At 64.2% G+C, this 19,170-nt stretch carries 18 protein-coding genes and 1 tRNA gene; 9 read left to right on the forward strand and 10 right to left on the reverse strand.

The features are described 5' to 3' along the window. Window positions 1–85 precede the first annotated feature (85 nt). The 3 genes from ASG84_RS13115 to ASG84_RS13125 all read left to right on the forward strand — a co-directional run bounded on the left by ASG84_RS13115 (window position 86) and on the right by ASG84_RS13125 (window position 3,127). On the forward strand, window positions 86–2,200 hold the full coding sequence (locus ASG84_RS13115) for an ATP-dependent DNA helicase UvrD2 (RefSeq protein WP_442970938.1): 2,115 nt from the start codon (window positions 86–88) through the stop codon (window positions 2,198–2,200). Window positions 2,201–2,343: 143 nt separating this feature from the next. Further along, a complete protein-coding gene (locus ASG84_RS13120) occupies window positions 2,344–2,637 on the forward strand; it encodes a hypothetical protein (protein ID WP_057477503.1) in 294 nt (97 codons plus the stop codon). A 229-nt stretch (window positions 2,638–2,866) separates the two neighbouring features. Then, window positions 2,867–3,127: a WhiB family transcriptional regulator gene (locus tag ASG84_RS13125; RefSeq protein ID WP_200936590.1), complete on the forward strand. Its 261-nt coding sequence runs from the start codon at window positions 2,867–2,869 to the stop codon at window positions 3,125–3,127. A gap of 34 nt (window positions 3,128–3,161) precedes the next feature. Here the strand turns inward: ASG84_RS13125 and ASG84_RS13130 are convergent, their stop codons facing one another. From ASG84_RS13130 to ASG84_RS13140, 3 genes are all read right to left on the reverse strand, one after another. Next, the gene (locus tag ASG84_RS13130; RefSeq protein WP_057477504.1) at window positions 3,162–4,472 is read right to left on the reverse strand and encodes an ABC1 kinase family protein; all 1,311 of its coding nucleotides are present in this window, start codon (window positions 4,470–4,472) and stop codon (window positions 3,162–3,164) included. 80 nt (window positions 4,473–4,552) lie between these two features. After that, window positions 4,553–5,437: a hypothetical protein gene (locus ASG84_RS13135; protein ID WP_057477505.1), complete on the reverse strand. Its 885-nt coding sequence runs from the start codon at window positions 5,435–5,437 to the stop codon at window positions 4,553–4,555. A gap of 122 nt (window positions 5,438–5,559) precedes the next feature. Further along, window positions 5,560–6,969: a zinc-dependent metalloprotease gene (locus ASG84_RS13140; protein ID WP_057477506.1), complete on the reverse strand. Its 1,410-nt coding sequence runs from the start codon at window positions 6,967–6,969 to the stop codon at window positions 5,560–5,562. A 144-nt stretch (window positions 6,970–7,113) separates the two neighbouring features. Between ASG84_RS13140 and ASG84_RS13145 the strand changes: the two genes are divergently transcribed. Next, entirely contained in the window at window positions 7,114–8,139 is a 1,026-nt protein-coding gene (locus ASG84_RS13145) for a YlbL family protein (protein WP_057477749.1), read from the forward strand. 26 nt (window positions 8,140–8,165) lie between these two features. Here ASG84_RS13145 and ASG84_RS13150 read toward each other — a convergent pair whose 3' ends face one another. Then, window positions 8,166–8,744, reverse strand: a complete 579-nt coding sequence (locus ASG84_RS13150) for a PPA1309 family protein (RefSeq protein ID WP_156399521.1) — start codon at window positions 8,742–8,744, stop codon at window positions 8,166–8,168. A gap of 276 nt (window positions 8,745–9,020) precedes the next feature. On the opposite strand from ASG84_RS13150, the gene ASG84_RS13155 reads away from it, so the two are divergent. Then, the gene (locus ASG84_RS13155) at window positions 9,021–11,981 is read left to right on the forward strand and encodes a UPF0182 family protein (protein ID WP_200936571.1); all 2,961 of its coding nucleotides are present in this window, start codon (window positions 9,021–9,023) and stop codon (window positions 11,979–11,981) included. A gap of 92 nt (window positions 11,982–12,073) precedes the next feature. Here ASG84_RS13155 and ASG84_RS13160 read toward each other — a convergent pair whose 3' ends face one another. Beyond that, complete coding sequence (locus ASG84_RS13160) at window positions 12,074–12,637, reverse strand: transglycosylase family protein (RefSeq protein WP_057477508.1); 564 nt, start codon at window positions 12,635–12,637, stop codon at window positions 12,074–12,076. A gap of 502 nt (window positions 12,638–13,139) precedes the next feature. Here ASG84_RS13160 and ASG84_RS13165 point away from each other — a divergent pair. Both ASG84_RS13165 and ASG84_RS13170 read left to right on the forward strand, forming a co-directional pair. Beyond that, window positions 13,140–13,216: transfer RNA gene (locus ASG84_RS13165), tRNA-Met, on the forward strand. 55 nt (window positions 13,217–13,271) lie between these two features. Beyond that, window positions 13,272–13,787, forward strand: coding sequence for a putative immunity protein (locus ASG84_RS13170; RefSeq protein ID WP_057477509.1), 516 nt, complete (start codon window positions 13,272–13,274; stop codon window positions 13,785–13,787). A gap of 42 nt (window positions 13,788–13,829) precedes the next feature. Here the strand turns inward: ASG84_RS13170 and ASG84_RS27935 are convergent, their stop codons facing one another. Next, window positions 13,830–14,000, reverse strand: coding sequence for a hypothetical protein (locus ASG84_RS27935; RefSeq protein ID WP_200936572.1), 171 nt, complete (start codon window positions 13,998–14,000; stop codon window positions 13,830–13,832). A gap of 69 nt (window positions 14,001–14,069) precedes the next feature. On the opposite strand from ASG84_RS27935, the gene ASG84_RS27940 reads away from it, so the two are divergent. Together ASG84_RS27940 and ASG84_RS27945 are read left to right on the forward strand one after the other, a co-directional pair. Continuing rightward, window positions 14,070–14,420, forward strand: a complete 351-nt coding sequence (locus ASG84_RS27940) for a GNAT family N-acetyltransferase (protein ID WP_200936573.1) — start codon at window positions 14,070–14,072, stop codon at window positions 14,418–14,420. Between the two features lie 21 nt (window positions 14,421–14,441). After that, window positions 14,442–14,615, forward strand: a complete 174-nt coding sequence (locus ASG84_RS27945; RefSeq protein ID WP_200936574.1) for a hypothetical protein — start codon at window positions 14,442–14,444, stop codon at window positions 14,613–14,615. Here the strand turns inward: ASG84_RS27945 and ASG84_RS13185 are convergent. The 4 genes from ASG84_RS13185 to ASG84_RS13200 form a co-directional block, all read right to left on the reverse strand. Beyond that, window positions 14,588–15,865, reverse strand: coding sequence for an RNA polymerase sigma factor (locus ASG84_RS13185; RefSeq protein WP_057477511.1), 1,278 nt, complete (start codon window positions 15,863–15,865; stop codon window positions 14,588–14,590). The two genes, ASG84_RS27945 and ASG84_RS13185, sit on opposite strands and share 28 nt — an antisense overlap. A 16-nt stretch (window positions 15,866–15,881) precedes the next feature. Further along, complete coding sequence (locus ASG84_RS13190) at window positions 15,882–16,226, reverse strand: YciI family protein (RefSeq protein ID WP_057477512.1); 345 nt, start codon at window positions 16,224–16,226, stop codon at window positions 15,882–15,884. A gap of 184 nt (window positions 16,227–16,410) precedes the next feature. Then, complete coding sequence (locus ASG84_RS13195; RefSeq protein WP_057477513.1) at window positions 16,411–17,634, reverse strand: acyl-CoA dehydrogenase family protein; 1,224 nt, start codon at window positions 17,632–17,634, stop codon at window positions 16,411–16,413. A gap of 44 nt (window positions 17,635–17,678) precedes the next feature. Further along, the gene (locus tag ASG84_RS13200; RefSeq protein ID WP_057477751.1) at window positions 17,679–19,088 is read right to left on the reverse strand and encodes an acyl-CoA dehydrogenase family protein; all 1,410 of its coding nucleotides are present in this window, start codon (window positions 19,086–19,088) and stop codon (window positions 17,679–17,681) included. Window positions 19,089–19,170: the final 82 nt, after the last annotated feature.

Raw genomic sequence — 19,170 nt, forward strand, 5'->3', positions numbered from 1 at the left:
AGAGTCAACAGGAGCACCGACGCCGTTGTTCCGGCAGGCTCGGGCCCGGGCGGAACTGTCGGTGCGCACTGACACAATGGTCCACATGGCTGACGACGCGATGACCACCGGACTGGATCCGGAGCAATCCGCGGCGGTATTGGCTCCTCGTGGCCCGGTGTGCGTTCTCGCCGGTGCCGGCACGGGCAAGACGCGCACGATCACTCGACGCATAGCGCACCTCGTCTCGGCGGGGCATGTCTCCTCGGGGCAGGTGCTTGCGGTGACGTTCACCGCTCGCGCTGCGGGCGAGATGCGAGGTCGCCTCCGCGAGCTCGGCGTCGGGGGAGAAGGGCCTCCCGTGCAGGCCCGGACGTTCCACGCCGCGGCGATGCGGCAGCTCAAATACTTCTGGCCGCAGGTCGTCGGAGACACCGGCTGGCAGCTGCTCGATCGCAAGTTCACCGTTGTTTCCCAGGCGGCGAATCGCGCCGGAGTGTCGACCTCGACCGACGCGATCCGTGATCTGGCAGGTGAGATCGAGTGGGCCAAAGGATCGTTGATCGCGCCCGAGGACTACCCGCGTATCGCGGCGAGCAATCGCCGCGACGTCCCGATGGATGCCGCCAAGGTCGCTGCCGTGTACGCCGGGTACGAGGAGCTGAAATCTCGAGGCGGGGACGGCATGTTGCTCGATTTCGACGACCTCCTCCTGCACACGGCCGCAGCTCTGGAAGAACACTCGTCGGTGGCCGACGAGTTCCGCGAGCGGTATCGCTGCTTCGTCGTCGACGAATACCAGGACGTGACACCGCTGCAACAACGGGTGCTCGACGCCTGGGTGGGCGATCGCGACGATCTCACCGTCGTCGGGGATGCGAACCAGACCATCTATTCGTTCACCGGCGCGTCCCCCCGCTATCTGCTCGACTTCTCTCGCAAGTATCCCGAGGCCACGGTGGTTCGGCTCGAACGTGACTACCGGTCGACGCCGGAGGTGGTGTCGCTGGCGAATCGTGTCATCGGTGCCGCTCGCGGACGTATTGCCGGCACCCGGTTGCAGTTGATCGGTCAGCGGGAGAAAGGGCCCGAGCCGGAATTCTTCGAGTACGACGACGAGCCGGCGGAGGCCGACGGAGTGGCGCGCGCGGTCAAGAGGCTGATCGCGAAGGGGGTCGAGCCGGCCGAGATCGCGATTCTGTACCGCATCAACGCTCAGTCGGAGGCGCATGAGCAGGCGTTGACCGAGATGAAGATTCCGTATCAGGTGCGCGGCGGCGAGGGCTTCTTCACCAGACCGGAAGTGCGGCAGGGAGTCAACGCGCTGCGGCAAGCAGCCGGTCGTGACGATCTCCCCGACGGCGCACAGTCCGGCGACGGCCTGACGGCTCTGGTGCGGGCCGTGCTTGCCCCGCTCGGCCTGACGGCGGACGAGCCGACCGGTGCACAGGCCCGCGAGAAGTGGGCGTCGTTGGGTGGTCTGGTGCAGCTCACCGAGGAACTTCTCGTTCACGAGCCGGACCTGACCCTCGAGAAGTTGCTGGGGGAGCTGGCTGCGCGTGCCGAGGCGCGGCATCCTCCGACGGTGCAGGGTGTGACGCTGGCCTCCTTGCACGCTGCGAAGGGCTTGGAGTGGGACGCAGTGTTCATCGTCGGTCTCGCCGACGGAACTCTGCCGATCTCGCACGCCATCGGCAACGACTCCAGCGCCAACAACGAGGCCGCGATCGAGGAGGAGCGCAGACTGCTCTACGTCGGTGTCACGCGCGCCCGAGTCCACCTGCATCTGTCCTGGGCGCTCGCCCGCAACGAGGGTGGGCGCAAGTCGCGCCGGCGGTCGAGGTTTCTCATCGGTCTCGTGCCCGAGGATTCGCCCGCCTCGCGTATCGCGGCACCCGCTGCCAAGAAATCAGGACCCAAGTGCCGGTTGTGTGGGAAGCCGTTGATCGGTACGTCCGCCACCATGCTCGGCCGATGCGAAAGCTGTCCGTCGAACGTCGACATCGCCCTGTTGGACGCCCTGAAGTCATGGCGCCTGGACAAATCCCGTGAATTGAAGGTGCCGGCGTACGTGGTGTTCAGCGACAACACGCTTACTGCCATCGCCGAGCAGCAGCCGCAGGACGAGCGGGGACTTGTCGCCATTCCCGGAATCGGTGCCAAGAAGTTGGAGCGGTTCGGCGAGGACGTACTCGCCGTCGTGCGTGAAACGGACAGTTGACCGGGCGGGTAGAAATAGCCGAAAACTGCTGGTCAAAAATAACTTGTGCAGATATCGGCGGGGGGCTTAGTCTGTTTCTCGTGTCGCGGGAGACCGCGCACTGCCCAGTCCGCCTTCGAGACCAGAACAGGAGCTGAAGAGAAATGATCAACATTTTCGACGCCGCCGTTGCCGATGCAACCGTCGCACTCAGCCCTGTCCTCGATACCGCGCCCATCGGCACCCCCGCTGTAGGCGCAGCCGCTGACTCGGTTGATCCGACGTGGATCCGCTCCTCCGCTTTCGGCCCGATGCACCAGACCGCTTCGGCGGCCTACGGGTCGAATTCCGCCCACGACGCCGTGGCACCGGGAGCGAAAGTTGTTCCGGCAACCCGACGTCACCGCGCACCAGGCGCGTCCGTGCTCGACAGCAGATACCCACTTCACAGTAGGTAGCCGCTTCGACAAGCCCCACCAGGCCACGGACCCGCACTCGCGGACCGTGGCCTTTCTCGTTCAGGTAGTTCCTCTACCCGTCCGTGAGGCCGACATGGTTCGCATCATCCCTCGAACCGACAACGACGCCGCACGAAAAGTAGAGGAGACCGACGTGTCAACCGCCACGATCCGGACGACATGCCGACCGGAGTCCGAAAGTGCCTACGCTGCACAGTGTTCCACTGGAATGGGCTCGACCGAACTGGCCCAACTGCAGCTGTCCGTACCCTGCCGAGCCGCGAACCCCGACATGTGGTTCGCCGACACCCCTGCCGAGCTCGAGCAGGCGAAGGCGCTGTGCGCTCAGTGCCCCATCAGGCGTACCTGCCTGGATGCGGCATTGGACCGTGCCGAGCCCTGGGGTGTGTGGGGCGGAGAGATCCTCGATCAAGGAGTGGTCATCGCCCGGAAACGTCCTCGCGGACGACCACGCAAGAACGCAGCATGATCTCCGGAACCGATACCCGGCTTCACCGCATCGTTCAGTCGGTGAAGCCGGGTAACCACTCGGTGAGGATTGCCATGTACGGCGCGTAGGCGTCGAGCTGGGCGCAGATTCCCACCAGTCCACCGAGAACGCGGAAGATCATCACGTATTCGGCGGGCATGTTCAGTGCTCGAACAGTGCGAAACTGAGCACTGTTGAAATCCGCAGCAGTACCCGCAGCCTTCTGCAACCACGCGCGGGTGAAGTGGAACGACTCGGTATGGATCGGGTCGGTGAAGGGGCGTAGGTAGTCCGCGATTTCCTTCTCTGTCACCGTTCGGCCGGGCACCACGAAGCCGCTTTCGGTGAACAACACCACCAGTTCCTCGAACCTCTCGTCCCGCGCGAGTGACACCATCCGGCCCAGAACGGGTGGCAGACCGTCGGGCATCGGAGCGCACGCACCGAAATCGATGACGCCCATGCGGCCGTCGTCGAGCATCATGAAGTTGCCTGGATGTGGGTCGGCGTGCAACAACTTCGCCCGAGCGGGTGAGACGAACGCGAACAGGGCCAGGAGCTCGCCGGCCCGGTTACGTTCCTCGGCCGTACCGCTGGCTATGACGTCGGCCAACGGTCGACCCGTCATCCATTCGCTGACAACGACTTTGGGCGCACTGGCAACAATCTTGGGAATTGCGAATTGCGGATCGCCCGCGAACTCCTTGCTGAACGCCCGCTGATTCGAGGCCTCGATACGGTAGTCGAGCTCGTCCTCGGTGCGGGCCGTGAGCTCTTCGAGCACCGGCTTGACGTCGGTCCCCGCGAGCACGGTGCTGAACAGGTTCGCGAAACGCGACAGAGTCTTGAGGTCGGAGCGCAATGCAGCGTCCGCACCGGGATACTGAATCTTCACTGCGACGTCGCGTCCGTCCGACCACGTGGCCCGGTGCACCTGGCCGATGCTCGCCGAAGCGATCGCTGTGTCGTCGAAATCGAGAAAGCGTGATCGCCACGCTGTTCCGAGTTGTTGATCCAGCACTGTGTGAACCGTCTTCGCCGGCATGGGCGGACCCTGCGCCTGGAGCTTGGTGAGGGCTTCCCGGTACGGCTCGGAATACTCCTCGGGAACTGCGGCTTCCATCACCGAGAGCATCTGCCCCAGCTTCATGGCACCGCCCTTGAGCTCGCCGAGAACGGAGAAGAGCTGTTCCGCAGCTTTGGCGGCCATGTCCGCATCGATCTCGTCGCGATTTCCGCCGGCGAGCTTCTTGCCGAAGCCCATGGCAGCACGCCCCGCCATTCCCAGTGGGATGCTGGCCAGTTTTGCAGTACGAGTCGATCCACGGCGCGGTATGTCAGACACGACTCCATCATGGCTGAACCTTCCGACAATTGCTCGGACCCGCGTATTACGACCTGTATCGACCGAGGTGATCGCCTCGATCAATGCCAGCAATCACAGTGCGGGTGCTTGCGCCACAGTCTTTTGTGCACCGTGGCTGCACGCGCTGCGAGATTCAACTCCATGGTGCAGTCGGCGGTTTCGGGCATCGACCCGTCGGAGCGACCGATGAGCGGTTCGAGCTGGGCGAATGCAAATGCCGCCGTGGCCAGCACCGTCGCGCTGCTGGCATGACCGACGGTACCGAGCAGCTGAGCCGACAGGTGTGGCCATTCGGGGTCGAGGTCGCAGCGAGTCAGATCTGCGCACCGCAGGCAACTCGTTCGGCCTGGCAGGACGAAGGGGCCGACCACACCCTTCCCGTCCCGCAGCCGCACCTGCAGATGTGGGATGCGTAGACGGACAAGATCGGTCACCAATCGCGGCTCGGCGACCAGATCGTCGGCGAGTACGACGATGTCGTAGGTCCACGCATTCACGGTGGACTGTGGGTAGCGAGTAGGCGTCAGGCTCGACCGGCTGACCGCTGCGCTGGTGCGACTCAGGCCCGACGCCAACGCGTCCGACAGCGGTCCACGCCCCACCAGGTGGACGGTCCGCACCGTCCCGGGCGCGTCCGGCGTCACGTGCTGCGACACGGCGGGCATGTTCGTTCCGTGCATCAGCAACCCGGATTCCTCCAACTCGCCGAGCATCGCCGACGTTCGGTTGGCGGAGAGCCCCAATGTCATTGCGTGACAGACGATATGAGGTCTCGACCGGCCGGCAGCGAGGAGCCGAAGGACTTCGAGTATCGAACCCGGCTCGGCCCCGGGAGGCGGAGTGACGACAACGCTGGTCTCGGGGCTCCAGCCCAGTTGAACGGTGCCGTCCCGTCGAGGCAGTATCGCCACCGCGGGATCGAGTCGAACGGTCGGTGTGATCATGAATCACACTCTGACAGCGATCACTTCCGCGAACTCCCGCCCGGGGCACGTTATCCACAGGGGTGCAGTGCCTCCGAGCAGGCGTTCGACGGAGAAGCGGAACTCGAGCGAAAACTGCCCGGTCAGCTTGTGGATGAACCCTTTTCGGGATCGTCGTCGCTGCTCTCGTCGCCCTTGTTGTGGTCGTCCTTGCCCGCGGCCTGTTCGGCTTCTGCGCGTTCTTTGGCCTCCATCGCCTCGAGCTGGGCGATCGGGTCGTCGAAGTTCGACGTCCCACCACCGACTACGCGGTCGATGAACGATGCAGGGTTGTCCAGGTCCGACGAGTCGGGCAGCAGGTCGGGATGCGCCCACACTCCGTCGCGTCCCTCGATGTCGGCTGCGGCAAGGAGTTGGCGCCACAGATCGGCTGCTTCGCGAACCTTGCGTGGGCGCAGTTCGAGGCCGACCAACGTGGCGAAGGTCTGCTCGGCCGGGCCACCGGACGCCCGACGGCGGCGGATGGTCTCGCCGAGTGCCACAGCCCCCGGCAGCCGGTCGCCCAGCGCAGCTGCGACCACGGTCTCGACCCATCCTTCGACCAGGGCCAGAAGTGTTTCCAGACGCTCGAGAGCATGCTTCTGCTCCGGCGTCGTCTGTGGCTCGAATGCGCCCTGCTGCAGAATCGCTTCGATCTTCGACGGATCGGTCAACGCGGACGGGTCGAGGCCCGCCGCTGCCTCCTCGATTGCCGAGAAGTCCATTCGGATTCCGCGTGCATACTCCTCGACTGTGGCCAGAACCCGTTGCCGCAGCCATGGAATATGGCTGTAGAGCCGCTGGTGCGCGGCTTCCCTCGCCGCGAGGAACACCAAGACCTCGCGCTCGGGCTGCTCGAGTCCCTCACTGAACGACGCGATGGCCGACGGCAGCAACGCCGCTGTGCCCGACGGTCCGAGCGGTAGGCCGATGTCGGTGGAGGTGAGTACCTCCTTGGAGAGCTGACCGAGTGCCTGGCCGAGTTGCGAGCCGAAGGCCATTCCGCCCATCTGCGTCAGCATGCCCATCATGGGTCCGGCCATCTGCTGGGCCTCGGCGGGAAGACCCGATGTCCACATCCCCGAAATTTGCTCGGCGACGGGATCGCACAGTCGCTTCCAGGTCTCGATCGTGTTGTCCAGCCAGTCGACCGGTGTCCATGCAGCGGTTTTGGTAGCACCGGCAGGCAGGGTCGTCGCCCCGTCCAGCCACAGCTCGGCCAGGTGTGCGGCATCCGTGATGGCTTCTCGCTCGCCTGCCGATACCGGGCTGAAGTCACCCATCTGCTGACGGGCCAGCTGTTTGGCCAAGTCGTAGTTGACCGGTCCGGAACCGGTCCCGCCGGCAGTGCCCATGCCACTGAGCATCTGACCGAACTGGGTGAGCATCTGGCCCAGCTGGGCAGGGTCGAACCCCTCCGCACCGAAGCCGAAACCGGCGGGGTTGCCCGAACCGTCCGGATCCTTCTTCTTGTCCGGATCGTCGTCGGAAGCACCGAAACCAAAATTGCTCATGTCTCAACGGTACAAGCCATGTGCACGCGGAGCGCGGAAGATCGTCACGCTGACGGCGAACAGATCACGCTCGTCGCTGCGCGTGACAGGCTCCGGCAGGGGCGGTATCGGCGGCCCGGCGCGTTCGGATCTAGTGTCTACCGAGTGAACCGAAGGATCGCCACTCTTGTCGCTGCGCTGGTACCGGTGGTGGTGCTGGGCGTCACCGGATCGGTCGTCACCGTTCCGTTCGCCGCTCTCGGCCCCGGCCCTACGTACAACACCCTCGGCGATGTCGACGGAGTGCCCGTGGTGCAGATCGACGGAACCGACGTCGATCCGACGGCGGGGAATCTGAACATGACGACTGTTGCCGTCCGGGATCAGCTCAATCTGTTCGAGGCCATCGGTTTCTGGGCGAGCGGCCGTCAAGGCCTCGTTCCGCGCGAGGAGGTCTATCCGCCGGACAAGTCCAAGGAAGAAGTGCAGGAAGGCAACCAAGCGGATTTCGAGGAGTCCGAATCCAGTGCCGAACTTGCCGCTCTGCACCACCTGGATCTGCCGGTGTCGTTGGCTGTGGCGAGCGTGGCCGAGGATGGGCCCGCCGCCGGGGTGCTGAACGTGGGGGACACGCTCGTCTCGGTCGGCGGCAGCCCGGTAGCCACCGCGTCGGCAGTGCGTGAGGCCGTCAGCGCCCGAGCGCCGGGCGATTCGCTGGACATCGAGTACGTGCGAGACGGTACGACGCAGACGAGTGCGGTGGTTTTGGGCGCGCGGCCCGACGACGCATCCAAGGGCTACCTCGGCGTTACTCCCGAAGAGCAGCCCGACGTCCCGTTCGAGGTGAAGTTCAACCTCGCGGACGTGGGCGGACCCTCGGCCGGGTTGATGTTCAGCCTCGCCGTGGTGGACAAGCTCAGCCCTGGTGAATTGAGCAACGGGGAGTTCGTCGCAGGCACCGGAACCATCGACGCCGAGGGCACGGTCGGCCCCATCGGCGGCATTCCATACAAACTGATCGCTGCCCGTGAAGCGGGAGCCACCACGTTCCTGGTTCCGGATGCGAACTGCGGTGAGGCACTGCAGAACGTCCCCGACGGACTCCGCCTGGTGCGTGTCGAATCGTTGGACAGTGCTGTCCAGTCGCTGCAGGCGATCGGCTCAGGTGCCGACGCGCCGTCCTGCAGCTGATCCGTCTCTCGGGGTGGACGCCCCGGCTAGTCGTCTTCGAGGGTGTCGAACGTGGCGTAGAGCCCGTGTACGACGTTGGGTGCCAGGTTCTCTGCGATGCGAAGATCGATCGGCGCGAAGGGGTCGGCGTCCTCGTCGGGGTGCAACTGCAGCAGCGTCAGGGAAGGGCCGTCCTTGACGACCGCGACGATCAACCGTGCATCCCGCTTCTCGGGATGGTTCTCGGCGGCCGAGCGCGCCGCCCGGTCTGCTGCGTCCGGATCGGCGAGCAACGGCATCAACGCATCGTCGAGGGTCGATTCGGCGGCCGGAGGAAGTACGACGATCTCTTGCACCAGAGCGCATCCGACGACACCCTCGGGCCACGTCGAAGTGGCAAGGAATTCGTCGAGGGCGGGAGAGCCGCCCGTGATGTCCTCCGGGAGCGAGTGTTGCTGAATCGGAGTCAGGGCAGCGCCGTCGGCCAGATCGTCCAGCAGACCGGGTTCGGCTGCTGCCAGAGTTGCTGTGGGTACCAATGCGAACATCTGGGGGGCCTGGTGCCACCCGCCTGCGTCGACGAAATCCGCCACTTCGCGCGCGCACCGGGCCAAAGCGTCCGACACATCCTGGCCACCGGACTCGGGGTCGAACTCGTCACCGAAATCGTCTCGGCCGGGCAGTCCGTCACTGTCGTTGCTCACGGCACTATCCTCGCATCCGGATCGTTCTACGGATGCCGACCCTCCTGACCTGCGGTCGACAGCGGCCGCGGTACGGGCGTCGCGGCCGTAGGATCAACGTACGTACAGTAGGGCGAAACGGACATGCGGTGCACGGAATGTGCACCGCCTCGGTTATCTGCGGCGCCGTCGGCGTCGCCTGAAGTTGGAGTGTGGCTCGTGGGCATGAGGCCCCCCACCGGTATGCCGTCGTTGTCGCGGCGAAGCCGGATCTTGCTCGTACTGGCCTTGGTAGCAGCAGGTCTGCTGCTCATCGGTCCCCGTCTGATCGACATGTACACCAACTGGTTGTGGTTCGGCGAAGTCGACTTCCGTGGCGTGTACACCACTACTCTGCTGACGCGATTGGTGATATTCCTCGTCGTCGCTCTGGTCGTCGGACTCATCGTGTTCGCCGCATTGTTGTTGGCATACCGCAACCGTCCGGTGTTCGTGCCGGTGGCCGGTCCCAACGATCCGATCGCGCGGTACCGCACGACGGTGATGAGCCGGTTGCGCCTGTTCGGTATCGGAATTCCGGTGGTGTTCGGCTTCCTGTCCGGCATGATCGCCCAGACCAACTGGGTGACCGTGCAGCTCTTCCTGCACGGCGGGGACTTCGGTCAGACCGACCCGCAGTTCGGACTGGACGTCGGGTTCTACTCGTTCGACCTGCCGTTCTACCGATTCATTCTCAATTGGTTGTTCGTTGCCATCGTGGTGGCCTTCTTCGCGAACCTGGTGACGCAGTACGTGTTCGGCGGAGTCCGGCTCGCCGGACGCGAAGGTGCACTCACCCGCTCGGCGCGAATTCAACTCGCTGTCATCGCCGGCAGCTTCGTTCTGCTCAAGGCCGTCGCGTACTGGTTCGACCGGTACACGTTGTTGTCGAGCGGTCGCAAGGAGCCGACCTTCACCGGTGCCGGATTCACCGACATCAATGCAGTGTTGCCGGCGAAACTCATCCTCTTGGCCATCGCAGTGATCTGTGCGATCGCGTTCTTCTCCGCAATCTTCCTGCGCGACCTCAGGATTCCGGCGTTGGCCACGGCGCTGCTGGTGCTCTCGTCCATCCTGATCGGTGCAGTCTGGCCGTTGGTGATGGAGCAGTTCTCGGTGCGTCCGAACGCGGCCGACAAGGAGAGCACGTACATCGAGCGCAACATCGCGGCCACCCGGTCCGCCTACGGGTTGACCGATGACGTGGTCACTTACCGGGACTACTCCGGTGAAGCGGCACTGAGCCCCGGTGAGGTGGCGTCGGAATCGGCGACGATGTCCAACATCCGTCTCCTCGATCCGAACATCCTTGCACCCACCTTCACCCAGCAGCGTCAGATCCGTAACTTCTACGGATTCCCCGACACGCTGGCTGTGGACCGATACCCGGATGCCGACGGCAACCTACGCGATTACGTTGTTGCCGCGCGCGAGATCTCACCGCAGACGCTCGACGCGAACCAGCGTGACTGGATCAACCGCCATACGGTGTTCACCCACGGAAACGGCTTCGTGGCAGCACCCGCCAACTCCGTCGACGAAGCCGTCGCCGACGAATCCAGCGGTGGGCGGGGCGGCTACCCGAACTATCAGGTGAACTGGATCGAGAACGATTCCGAGGGCACGATTCGCAAGGACGGCCCCGGCGACCTCGATCAGCCGCGTATCTACTTCGGACCGGTCATCGCCAACTCCGACGCCGACTACTCGATCGTCGGTTCCACCGGCGAGCCTCGCGAGTACGACACGGACAGCAAGAGCTACACCTACGACGGTGCAGCGGGCGTGGACGTCGGGAACTTCTTCAATCGGTTGGTGTTCGCGAGCAAGTATGCCGAGCGCAACATCCTGTTCTCGAGCGTGATCGGCGATCAATCCAAGATTCTGTTCAACCGGGATCCTCGAGACCGCGTCCAGAAGGTCGCTCCCTGGCTCACCACCGACGGCTCGACCTACCCGGCGATCGTCGAGGGCAAGCTGGTCTGGATCATCGACGGATACACCACGTTGGACAACTTCCCGTACGCCCAGCGGATGTCACTCGAAGACGCCACTGCCGACAGCATCGAGTCGACCACGACGCGTGCGCTGCCGAGCCAGGAAGTGTCGTACATCCGAAACTCGGTCAAGGCCACTGTCGATGCCTACGACGGCACCGTCAAGCTCTACGAGCAGGACGAGAACGATCCGGTGCTCAAGGCGTGGGAGGGCGTGTTCCCCGGGACCGTCATCCCGAAGGACCAGGTGTCTCCCGAATTGCGCGACCACTTCCGTTACCCGGAGGACCTGTTCAAGGTCCAGCGTGAGCTGCTCACCAAGTACCACGTCAACGATCCGCGAGAGTTCTTCACCAACAACGCCTTCTGGGAAGTTCCGACCGACCCGACGGCGGAGAACACCTCGGCCAAGCAGCCTCCGTACTACGTGGTCGCGTCCGATATCTCCAAGGAGGAGAACCAGGCGTCGTTCCAGCTGACCAGTGCATTGGTCGGTTACCGTCGAGAAGTGCTCGGCGCGTACGTCAGTGCGGATTCGGATCCGGACAACTACGGCAAGATCACCGTGCTGAGGTTGCCGACGGATACGTCCACCCAGGGTCCGAATCAGGTGCAGAACCAGATGACGACAACGACGGACGTCTCCGAGAGCTTGGGCATCGTCCGCCGTGAGAACACCGTCGAGTTCGGCAACCTGCTGACCCTGCCGGTCGGCAACGGTGGGTTGATCTATGTGGAGCCCGTGTACGCCTCGCGTACCAACGAGGCGTCGGCGTACCCGCAGTTGATTCGAGTGCTGGTCTCGTACGAGGGTCGAGTCGGCTATGCCGCTACCCTGCCCGAAGCCATCGAGCAGGTGTTCGGAGCAGGTGCCGGACGGACCGTCACCGCACCCGGTGAGACCGACGGCACCACCCAGCCGGGTGCCGTACCGGAGACGGCGCCGTCCGACGGCGGTACTCCGTCGACAACTCCGGCACCGGCCACCGGTTCCTCGACGACTCGGGATGCGGCCGTCTCCGGTTTGAATTCTGCTCTCGCCGCGGTGCGCACCGCGCAGCAGAGTGGAAACCTGTCGGACCTCGGCACTGCACTCGAGAATCTGCAGACCGCCGTCGACGCTTACAACCGCGCAGGTAGCTGATCTCCCGCTGACATGAGCGAAAGAGCCGCCTCACCGTTTCGGTGAGGCGGCTCTTTCGTTGTGCAGCTGCAGCTCGTGTGAACTGCTCGGGATCAGCGTCCGATGGGAGCGAGCACGGGGGCGTTCGCAGCAACGAGGTGCTGGAACTGAGTGCTCAGGCCGTACTGGTCGGCCAGCTTGGATGCCGCGTCGAATGCGCCCTGTGCAGCCTGTGTGACGGCTGCAGCTTCCGGTGCGACGGCCGGTGCGGGTGCCGGAGCCGGTGCTGCCTTGGGAGCCGGTGCCGGCGCGGCCTCGGGCTCAGGAGTCGAGGTGCCGGTGGTCAGCTGCTGACCGCAGACGGGCCATGCGCCCGGTCCCTGGCTCTGCAGGGTGTTCTCCGCGACGCGGATCTGCTCGGCCTTGGAGGCGTTGGCCGGCGATCCGGAACCGCCGTTGGCCGTCCAGGTGCTCTGCGAGAACTGCAGGCCACCGTAGTAGCCGTTTCCGGTGTTGATGCTCCAGTTGCCACCGCTCTCGCACTGTGCGACACCGTCCCAGTTGTGGGGGGCTGCGCTGGCGGTTCCGGCAGAAAGGCCGAGGGGGATTGCTACGGTGGCACCTGCGATGGCGGCCAATCCGAGTGCACGCTTGCCGAAATTGTTCTGTGTGGTCATGCGGGGTGAATCCTCTCCGCGCTCGACTGGCGCGACTGGCCTGCAATCGTTTCGCCGGTGTGATGGCGAGAATGACCAGGCACTTCGTATCGTCGCGGCTCTGCCCCCGTACGTCTTGGGGACCACACCCGCGGGGCAGAGCAAAGGGAGCGGCGGGGTGGTGCAGGCCCAGCGGTTTAGGGCCGTCCGTGAAGGTAGTCGAGGATTCACTCAACGTCACGGAGCGATTTTGGGACGACCTGTGACCACCTGGTGGGAAGGGTGGGGGTCTTTTGCCAGCTCAGTTGGGCTCGTAGCGCTAATGTTTCCCCTTCGTAACCCGACTGTTATGTGAGGTGAAACACGCACGAAAAGAGACGCGGAGCACTATTTTTCACGCGCTTCGCCGTGATAAACGCGGGGAAGGAATGCCTCGAGTGCATGCGTTCGGCGGGCGTAGGGGCACGCGATTGTCACGTGATTTGCATTGGCCGTACGCGCGGGAGTAACTTCGTAGATGCATCGCGGGGTGGAGCAGCTCGGTAGCTCGCTGGGCTCATAACCCAGAGGTCGCAGGTTCAAATCCTGTCCCCGCTACCACTACGAAAAGGCCCGAGACTATCGTCTCGGGCCTTTTTCGTGTTCTTATCTGGGCATGATTCTCCCGGCCGTCAGAGACCCACGGTTGATCACGGTGCACCGCGGTGGCTTGTTGTCCGACGACGACCATCGAAGCCTGGCGCTGTGGGCCGCCGAGTGTGCGGAACACGTGCTGGGCTTGTTCGAGGCGGCGGAGCCTTCCGACCCGCGGCCGCGTGAGGCAGTCGAGGGCATTCGGGCGTGGATGCGCGGTGAACTAGCGATGATGGCGACCCGCGCCCTCGGCGGCCACAGTATGGGTGCGGCACGGCCCCTGAGCGGCGCTGCACGCTTCGCTGCCTACGCCGCCGGCCAGGCCGCGTGTGTGGCACACGTACCCGAACACGACCTCGGAGCGGCTGCCTACGCGATCAAGGCGGTCCAGGCCGCCGCACCTAGCGGCAGGGAGACAGGTGCCGGGCGAAGGGAACTCCGATGGCAGCGGAATCGACTACCGGACAGCGTGCGTGAGTTGGTGCTGGAAGATCAGAAGAAGAGAAACAGTATTTGCTGGTCCGTGTTCGACGACTGATCAACCGAACGTCGTTGCGGATCTCGGCTGTTCCTCGAGGATTCAGTCCGAAACCTGCTCGTGCCCATCGTCACTGGTGACCGTTTCGGTGTCTTCGGTGTCTTCGGCAGTGAGGTCGACCGTGTCGACACCCTCGAGCGCCGTCAATTCCTGCTCTGCCTCTGCGATGAGGCCCTTCGCGTTCTCTTCGATCTTCTTGACCCACTCGGCCATGACGGTCACACCCTTCGCTCGATCGTGTACCACCGGTCTACCAGACTTCGTGCCCCTACGATCCATCGTGTGCACACTCGAACCTCACGCCTCGATCTCGACGTGCCGGTCGCTGCCGATCTCGATGCGCTGTACGGGATCTGCAGCGATCCGCAGTCGTGGACCCACTTTCCAAGCCTGCGGCACACCGATCCCGGCGTGACCGAACGAATGTTGCTGGGCTGGGCGGAACAGTGGCGGCGGGATGGATTGGCCACGTGGATCATTCGTCAGCGCGGCAGCCGCACGATCAGTGGTTACGGTGGGTGCTCGAAGCGGCGGAACACTTTCTGGAATCTCGGCTACCGACTTCATCCGGACGTGCACGGCAAGGGATACGCCACCGAGATGTGCGAGGCCGCCATCGAGAGCGCACACTGAACCGAGCCCGAATTGCCGATCGTGGCGTACCTCCTCGAACACAACGTCGCGTCGGCCCGAGTGGCCCAGCGCGCGGGCCTGGAGTTGATCACCCGTGGGCCCGACGTCGGTAATCCCGACGCCGCCGCAGTTCGCTTGGTGTACGCCGATCGGCCGTTGAGCACACCTCAGGTCGACTCTGTTCTGTCCGCCTGATCGGTACCGTTCACGTCGGCCAATCGACGCTGTAGCAGTCGCTTCTCGGGTGCGGTGCGTGCACGATCCAGAGCCTGTCGATACTGCTCTGCTGCCTCGTCGAGCCGGCCGAGTCGGTGCAGCAGATCCGCTTTCGCCATCGGGTACGGGTGGTAACGACGCAGCGTCGGCTCGTCGGCAAGCAGATTCAGCTCGTGCATGCCCGCCGCGGGACCGTCGCGCATGCCTACGGCAACCGCACGATTCAAGGCGACGATCGTATTCGGGCCCTGATTCATCAATACGTCGTACAGAGCAACGATCTGGTGCCAGTCCGTACTGTCCGTATTCGGCGACTCGTCGTGCAGCGCCGCGATGGCTGCCTGCACCGCATAGGGCCCGCTCGGTCCGCTACGGAGAGCGTCCACCACGAGTTCCGTACCTTCGGTGACGAACTCGGCGTTCCACAATCGCCGGTCCTGGTCGGCAAGCAGCACGATGTCGCCCTGCGCGTCGATCCGCGCTCGGCGTCTGGCGTCGGTCAACAACATCAATGCCAGTAGGCCGGTCACCTCGGACTCTGTCGGCAGGGCAGCGTGCAGCAGCCGTCCCATACCGATTGCTTCGGTGGTCAGGTCGATACGGCCCACTCGATCGCCCGATGTCGCCGAGTACCCCTCGGTGAAGATCGAATAGACGACTTCGAGCACCATCGGCACTCTGCCGCCCAACTCGTCCTGGCCCGGAACGCGGAAAGGTATGTGTGCGACGCGAATCTTGTTCTTGGCTCGCACTATTCGTTGCGCTGCCGTGGCAGGAGGGATAAGCAGAGCGCGGGCCACCTCGGTCGTGGTGAGACCGGCCAGGCATCGAAGAGTCAAAGCGAGGCGGTCGCCGGCAGCAAGTGCCGGATGCGCGCAGGTGAAGAACAATTGGAGTCGGTCGTCGGGTAGATCGTCATCGAGTGAGTTTTCCTGGAATGGTTCGCTCCGATCCGAATCGGCCTGCAGCACCCCGATCTTCGCGGCGAGCCTCTGGTCGCGTCGCAGACGATCGACCGCTTTACGGCGGGCAGTGGTGAGTAACCAGGCGCCGGGCTTGGCCGGTATGCCATCGACCGGCCAATGCTTCATGGCCGCCTCGATGGCATCCGACGTCACCTCTTCGGCAAGATCGAGATCACGATAGCGCTGTACCAACGACGCGAGCAGCATCGAGCGTTCGGCTCGGAAGACCGATTCGACCGCTCGAGGGATCTCGAGCTCACTCACCGAACGATCCCGTACGTCAGAATTCGGCGAGCGGACGAACGATCACGGTGCCGCCGTCCTTCGATCCTGGGCATCGCGTCGCCCATTCGAGCGCGGCATCGAGGTCGGGAACGTCGATGACGTCGTAGCCGCCCAGTACTTCGTGTGATTCGGCGTACGGCCCGTCGGTGACGGTGCGTTCTCCGGTGGCGGCGTCGACACGCACCGCGGTGGCAGTGGTGAGGTCGGCCATCGCATGACCGGAGACGTAGACGCCTGCTTCCTTCATTTCCTTCTCGTAGGTCATCCAGTCCTCCACGCTGCTGCAACCCGGCTCTGCTCCCGGTGCGGTGTTTGCGTTGATCAAGAGGATGTATTTCATGGTGCGCTCCTGGGTTCGTTACCTCGGTGTCGCGGCGCGAGTCGCCGTACACGAAGACGACGCTCGAGAAGACACGATATCGACAACGGCGTCCATAATTTTCGGTGTGCACGAAAAAGCGGCACCGGACCGTGGGTCCGATGCCGCTCTTTCGTTCACTGCGTGGCTCGACGAGCCAGATGGATCACTTCAGTTCTGCGGAAGTCTTTCCGAGCACTCGTCGGGCAACGATGAGCTGCTGGATCTGCTGGGTGCCCTCGAAGATGTCGAGAATCTTGGAGTCGCGGCTCCACTTCTCGAGAAGCGGGCGTTCGGAGTAGCCGTAGGTGCCGGCCAATTCCACTGCCTTGAGCGTGATGTCGACCGCCGAGCGACCGGCCTTGGCCTTGGACATCGAGGCCTGAAGAGAGTTGGGCTCCTTGTTGTCGGCCATCCACGCTGCGCGCAGTGCGAGCAGATGTGCTGCCTCCCAGTCTGCTTCGAGTCGCAGGAACTCTGCGGCGGCCGCGTGCTGGTTGTAGGCAGGAGTCTCGTAGGAGATCTCGACCCCGGCGTCGACCAGGATGGACCGCAACTCCTCGAGTGCCGCGCGTGCGACGCCGATTGCCATACCCGCGACCAGAGGACGCGTGTTGTCGAACGTCTGCATGACGCCGGCAAAACCCTTTTCGACGTTCACCTCGGCGGTGCCGAGGAGGTTGTCCTTCGGGATCCGGCAGTCTTCGAGCAGCAGTGCTGCGGTGTCGGACGCCTTGATGCCCAGCTTGTGCTCGAGGCGTGCGACCGACAGACCCGGAGCATCACGCGGTACGACGAACGACTTGATGGCCGCTCGGCCGAGTGACTTGTCGACCGTCGCCCAGACGACGATGTGTGAGGATCGTTCGCCGGCGGTGACGTAGATCTTCTCGCCGTTGAGCACCCACTCGTCACCGTCGAGCACCGCGGTGGTGGTGACGGCTGCGGAGTCCGAGCCGAAGCCGGGCTCGGTGATGGCCATCGAAGCCCACACCTTGCCGAAGCGCTCGAGCTGCTCGTCGGTGGACACTGCGGCAATCGCCGAGTTTCCGAGTCCCTGGTAGGGGATCGACAGGGTGAGGCCGACGTCGCCCCAGCACGTCTCGATCACGTTCACCAGAGCAGACATGTTGCCGCCGTTGGAGTTCGCGGTCTTGCTGGGCTTCGGAGCGGACTCGCTGTCCTTCTCGCGGCCACCGGCAGCGCCGCCGATTTCGCCACCGGCGTCGGACATGCCTTCGACCATCGACGCCATCGTGTCGAGTTCCACCGGGTACTCGTGCTCGGCGAGGTCGTATTTGCGGGAAATCGGGCGGAAGATCTCGGCAGCGACCTGGTGAGCCTGATTCGCCTGCGCCCGAAGCTTCTTGGGAAGTTCAAGATTGATCATCGTGTGTGTCCTTGGGTGAGTGCCATGGAATTCGGGGCGACGAGCTAGATGAGAACGATGCCCTCGGCGACGCCGACGGACCGCAGATCGCGGTACCAACGCTCGACCGGGTGCTCCTTGGTGAAGCCGTGACCGCCGAGCAGCTGCACGCCGTCGGAACCGATCTGCATCCCCTTCTCGGAAGCGAGCCGGCGAGCCAGCGCAGACTCACGAGTGAACGACAGTCCCTGCTCGGCGCGAGATGCACCACGCAGCGTGACCAACCGCATGCCGTCGAGCTCGATGGCGATGTTGGCGACCATGAAGGCCACGGCCTGACGGTTGCTGATCGGCTCACCGAAGGCAACACGGTCGTTGACGTAGGGAACGACGTAATCGAGCACTGCCTGGCTGGTACCGACGGCCAGCGATGCCCAGCCGAGGCGAGCAAGGCCGATCGCGGCGCTGTACTCGGCGGCCCGCTGATCTGCATCACCGTCACCGAGCAAGGCCGATTCGGGCACTGCGACGTCGGTCAGGATCAGCCGGCCGAGGCCTGCTGCGCGCAGGCCCATGCTCGGGTCTGCTTCGACGACAAGGCCTTTGGAGTCGGACTCGACGATGAAGAATGTGGGGCGACCTTCCAATTCCGCGGCAATGACGAACAGCTCGGAGCTTCCGGCAGCGGGCACGAGGCTCTTGACGCCGTTGAGCTTGTAGCCACTGGGGGAGCGGACGGCCTTCGTCTGCAACGCGTAGGGGTCGAACAATGCGCGTGGCTCGTTGACGACCACGGCGGCATTGGGCACTTTTTCGCCCACGAATGCCGGCAGGTAGGTCTTCTGCTGTGCGTCCGTTCCCCACTGGGTGAGTGCGACGGCTACACCACTGGGAGCCAGAATCGGCAGAGCCAAGCCCATGTCGCCATGAGCAAGAGCTTCGGCGACGAGCGAGTTCGTGACGGCTCCGCGCTCGGTGGCGGCACCGTCGAGTTCCTCGGGGACATTGATCAGCGTGATGCCGAGCTCGGCGGAACGACGCACCAGATCCTCCGGTGAGGAGGCGTTGTGATCTGCGTCGAACGCGGCCGGCCGGAGGATTTCCTCGGCGAACTCTTTGACCGTCTCGACGATCATGCGCTGTTCGTCGTCGGGGGTCAGGTCGAAGTAGCTCAGGTTCTTGGTGGCACCGTCGTCGAGGCGCTTGGGCTTGCCGCCGCCGGTGACCTTGGCGAACGTGCGATTCGCCGCGCCGAGTGTCTTGAACCCGGTTTTGGTGCTCTCGTACGTCACCCGGTCGATCGTTTGGCGGAGGTTGTACTTCTCGACCAGTTCCGATCCGGTGAGGGCGGTCAGAACGCGCATGGCGGTTCCGATCGCATCTCTCTTGAACGGGTTGAGGCCAACCGCAGAAGTATCGCGGGGCACCTTCGGGCGCTTCGCGTCGACCACACTGTCTTGCTTGCTCATGATCACCAGTTCCTCGGCGTCGGTCACGGACTCCACAGATCTTACTCCCGAGTAAGTTAGCTGTCTACTGTCGAGTAAGTACCGGTGG

Origin of the sequence: Rhodococcus sp. Leaf278 (assembly GCF_001426085.1) — a bacterium.
Lineage (GTDB): Bacteria > Actinomycetota > Actinomycetes > Mycobacteriales > Mycobacteriaceae > Rhodococcoides.

Coding starts and splice junctions, on each gene's coding strand:
- ASG84_RS13160 (WP_057477508.1), bottom strand. CDS start 12,637: ATGACCACACAGAACAATTTCGGCAAGCGTGCACTCGGATTGGCCGCC.
- ASG84_RS13170 (WP_057477509.1), top strand. CDS start 13,272: ATGATTCTCCCGGCCGTCAGAGACCCACGGTTGATCACGGTGCACCGC.
- ASG84_RS13120 (WP_057477503.1), top strand. CDS start 2,344: ATGATCAACATTTTCGACGCCGCCGTTGCCGATGCAACCGTCGCACTC.
- ASG84_RS13115 (WP_442970938.1), top strand. CDS start 86: ATGGCTGACGACGCGATGACCACCGGACTGGATCCGGAGCAATCCGCG.
- ASG84_RS13190 (WP_057477512.1), bottom strand. CDS start 16,226: ATGAAATACATCCTCTTGATCAACGCAAACACCGCACCGGGAGCAGAG.
- ASG84_RS13135 (WP_057477505.1), bottom strand. CDS start 5,437: ATGATCACACCGACCGTTCGACTCGATCCCGCGGTGGCGATACTGCCT.
- ASG84_RS13195 (WP_057477513.1), bottom strand. CDS start 17,634: ATGATCAATCTTGAACTTCCCAAGAAGCTTCGGGCGCAGGCGAATCAG.
- ASG84_RS13125 (WP_200936590.1), top strand. CDS start 2,867: ATGGGCTCGACCGAACTGGCCCAACTGCAGCTGTCCGTACCCTGCCGA.
- ASG84_RS27935 (WP_200936572.1), bottom strand. CDS start 14,000: ATGGCCGAGTGGGTCAAGAAGATCGAAGAGAACGCGAAGGGCCTCATC.
- ASG84_RS13140 (WP_057477506.1), bottom strand. CDS start 6,969: ATGAGCAATTTTGGTTTCGGTGCTTCCGACGACGATCCGGACAAGAAG.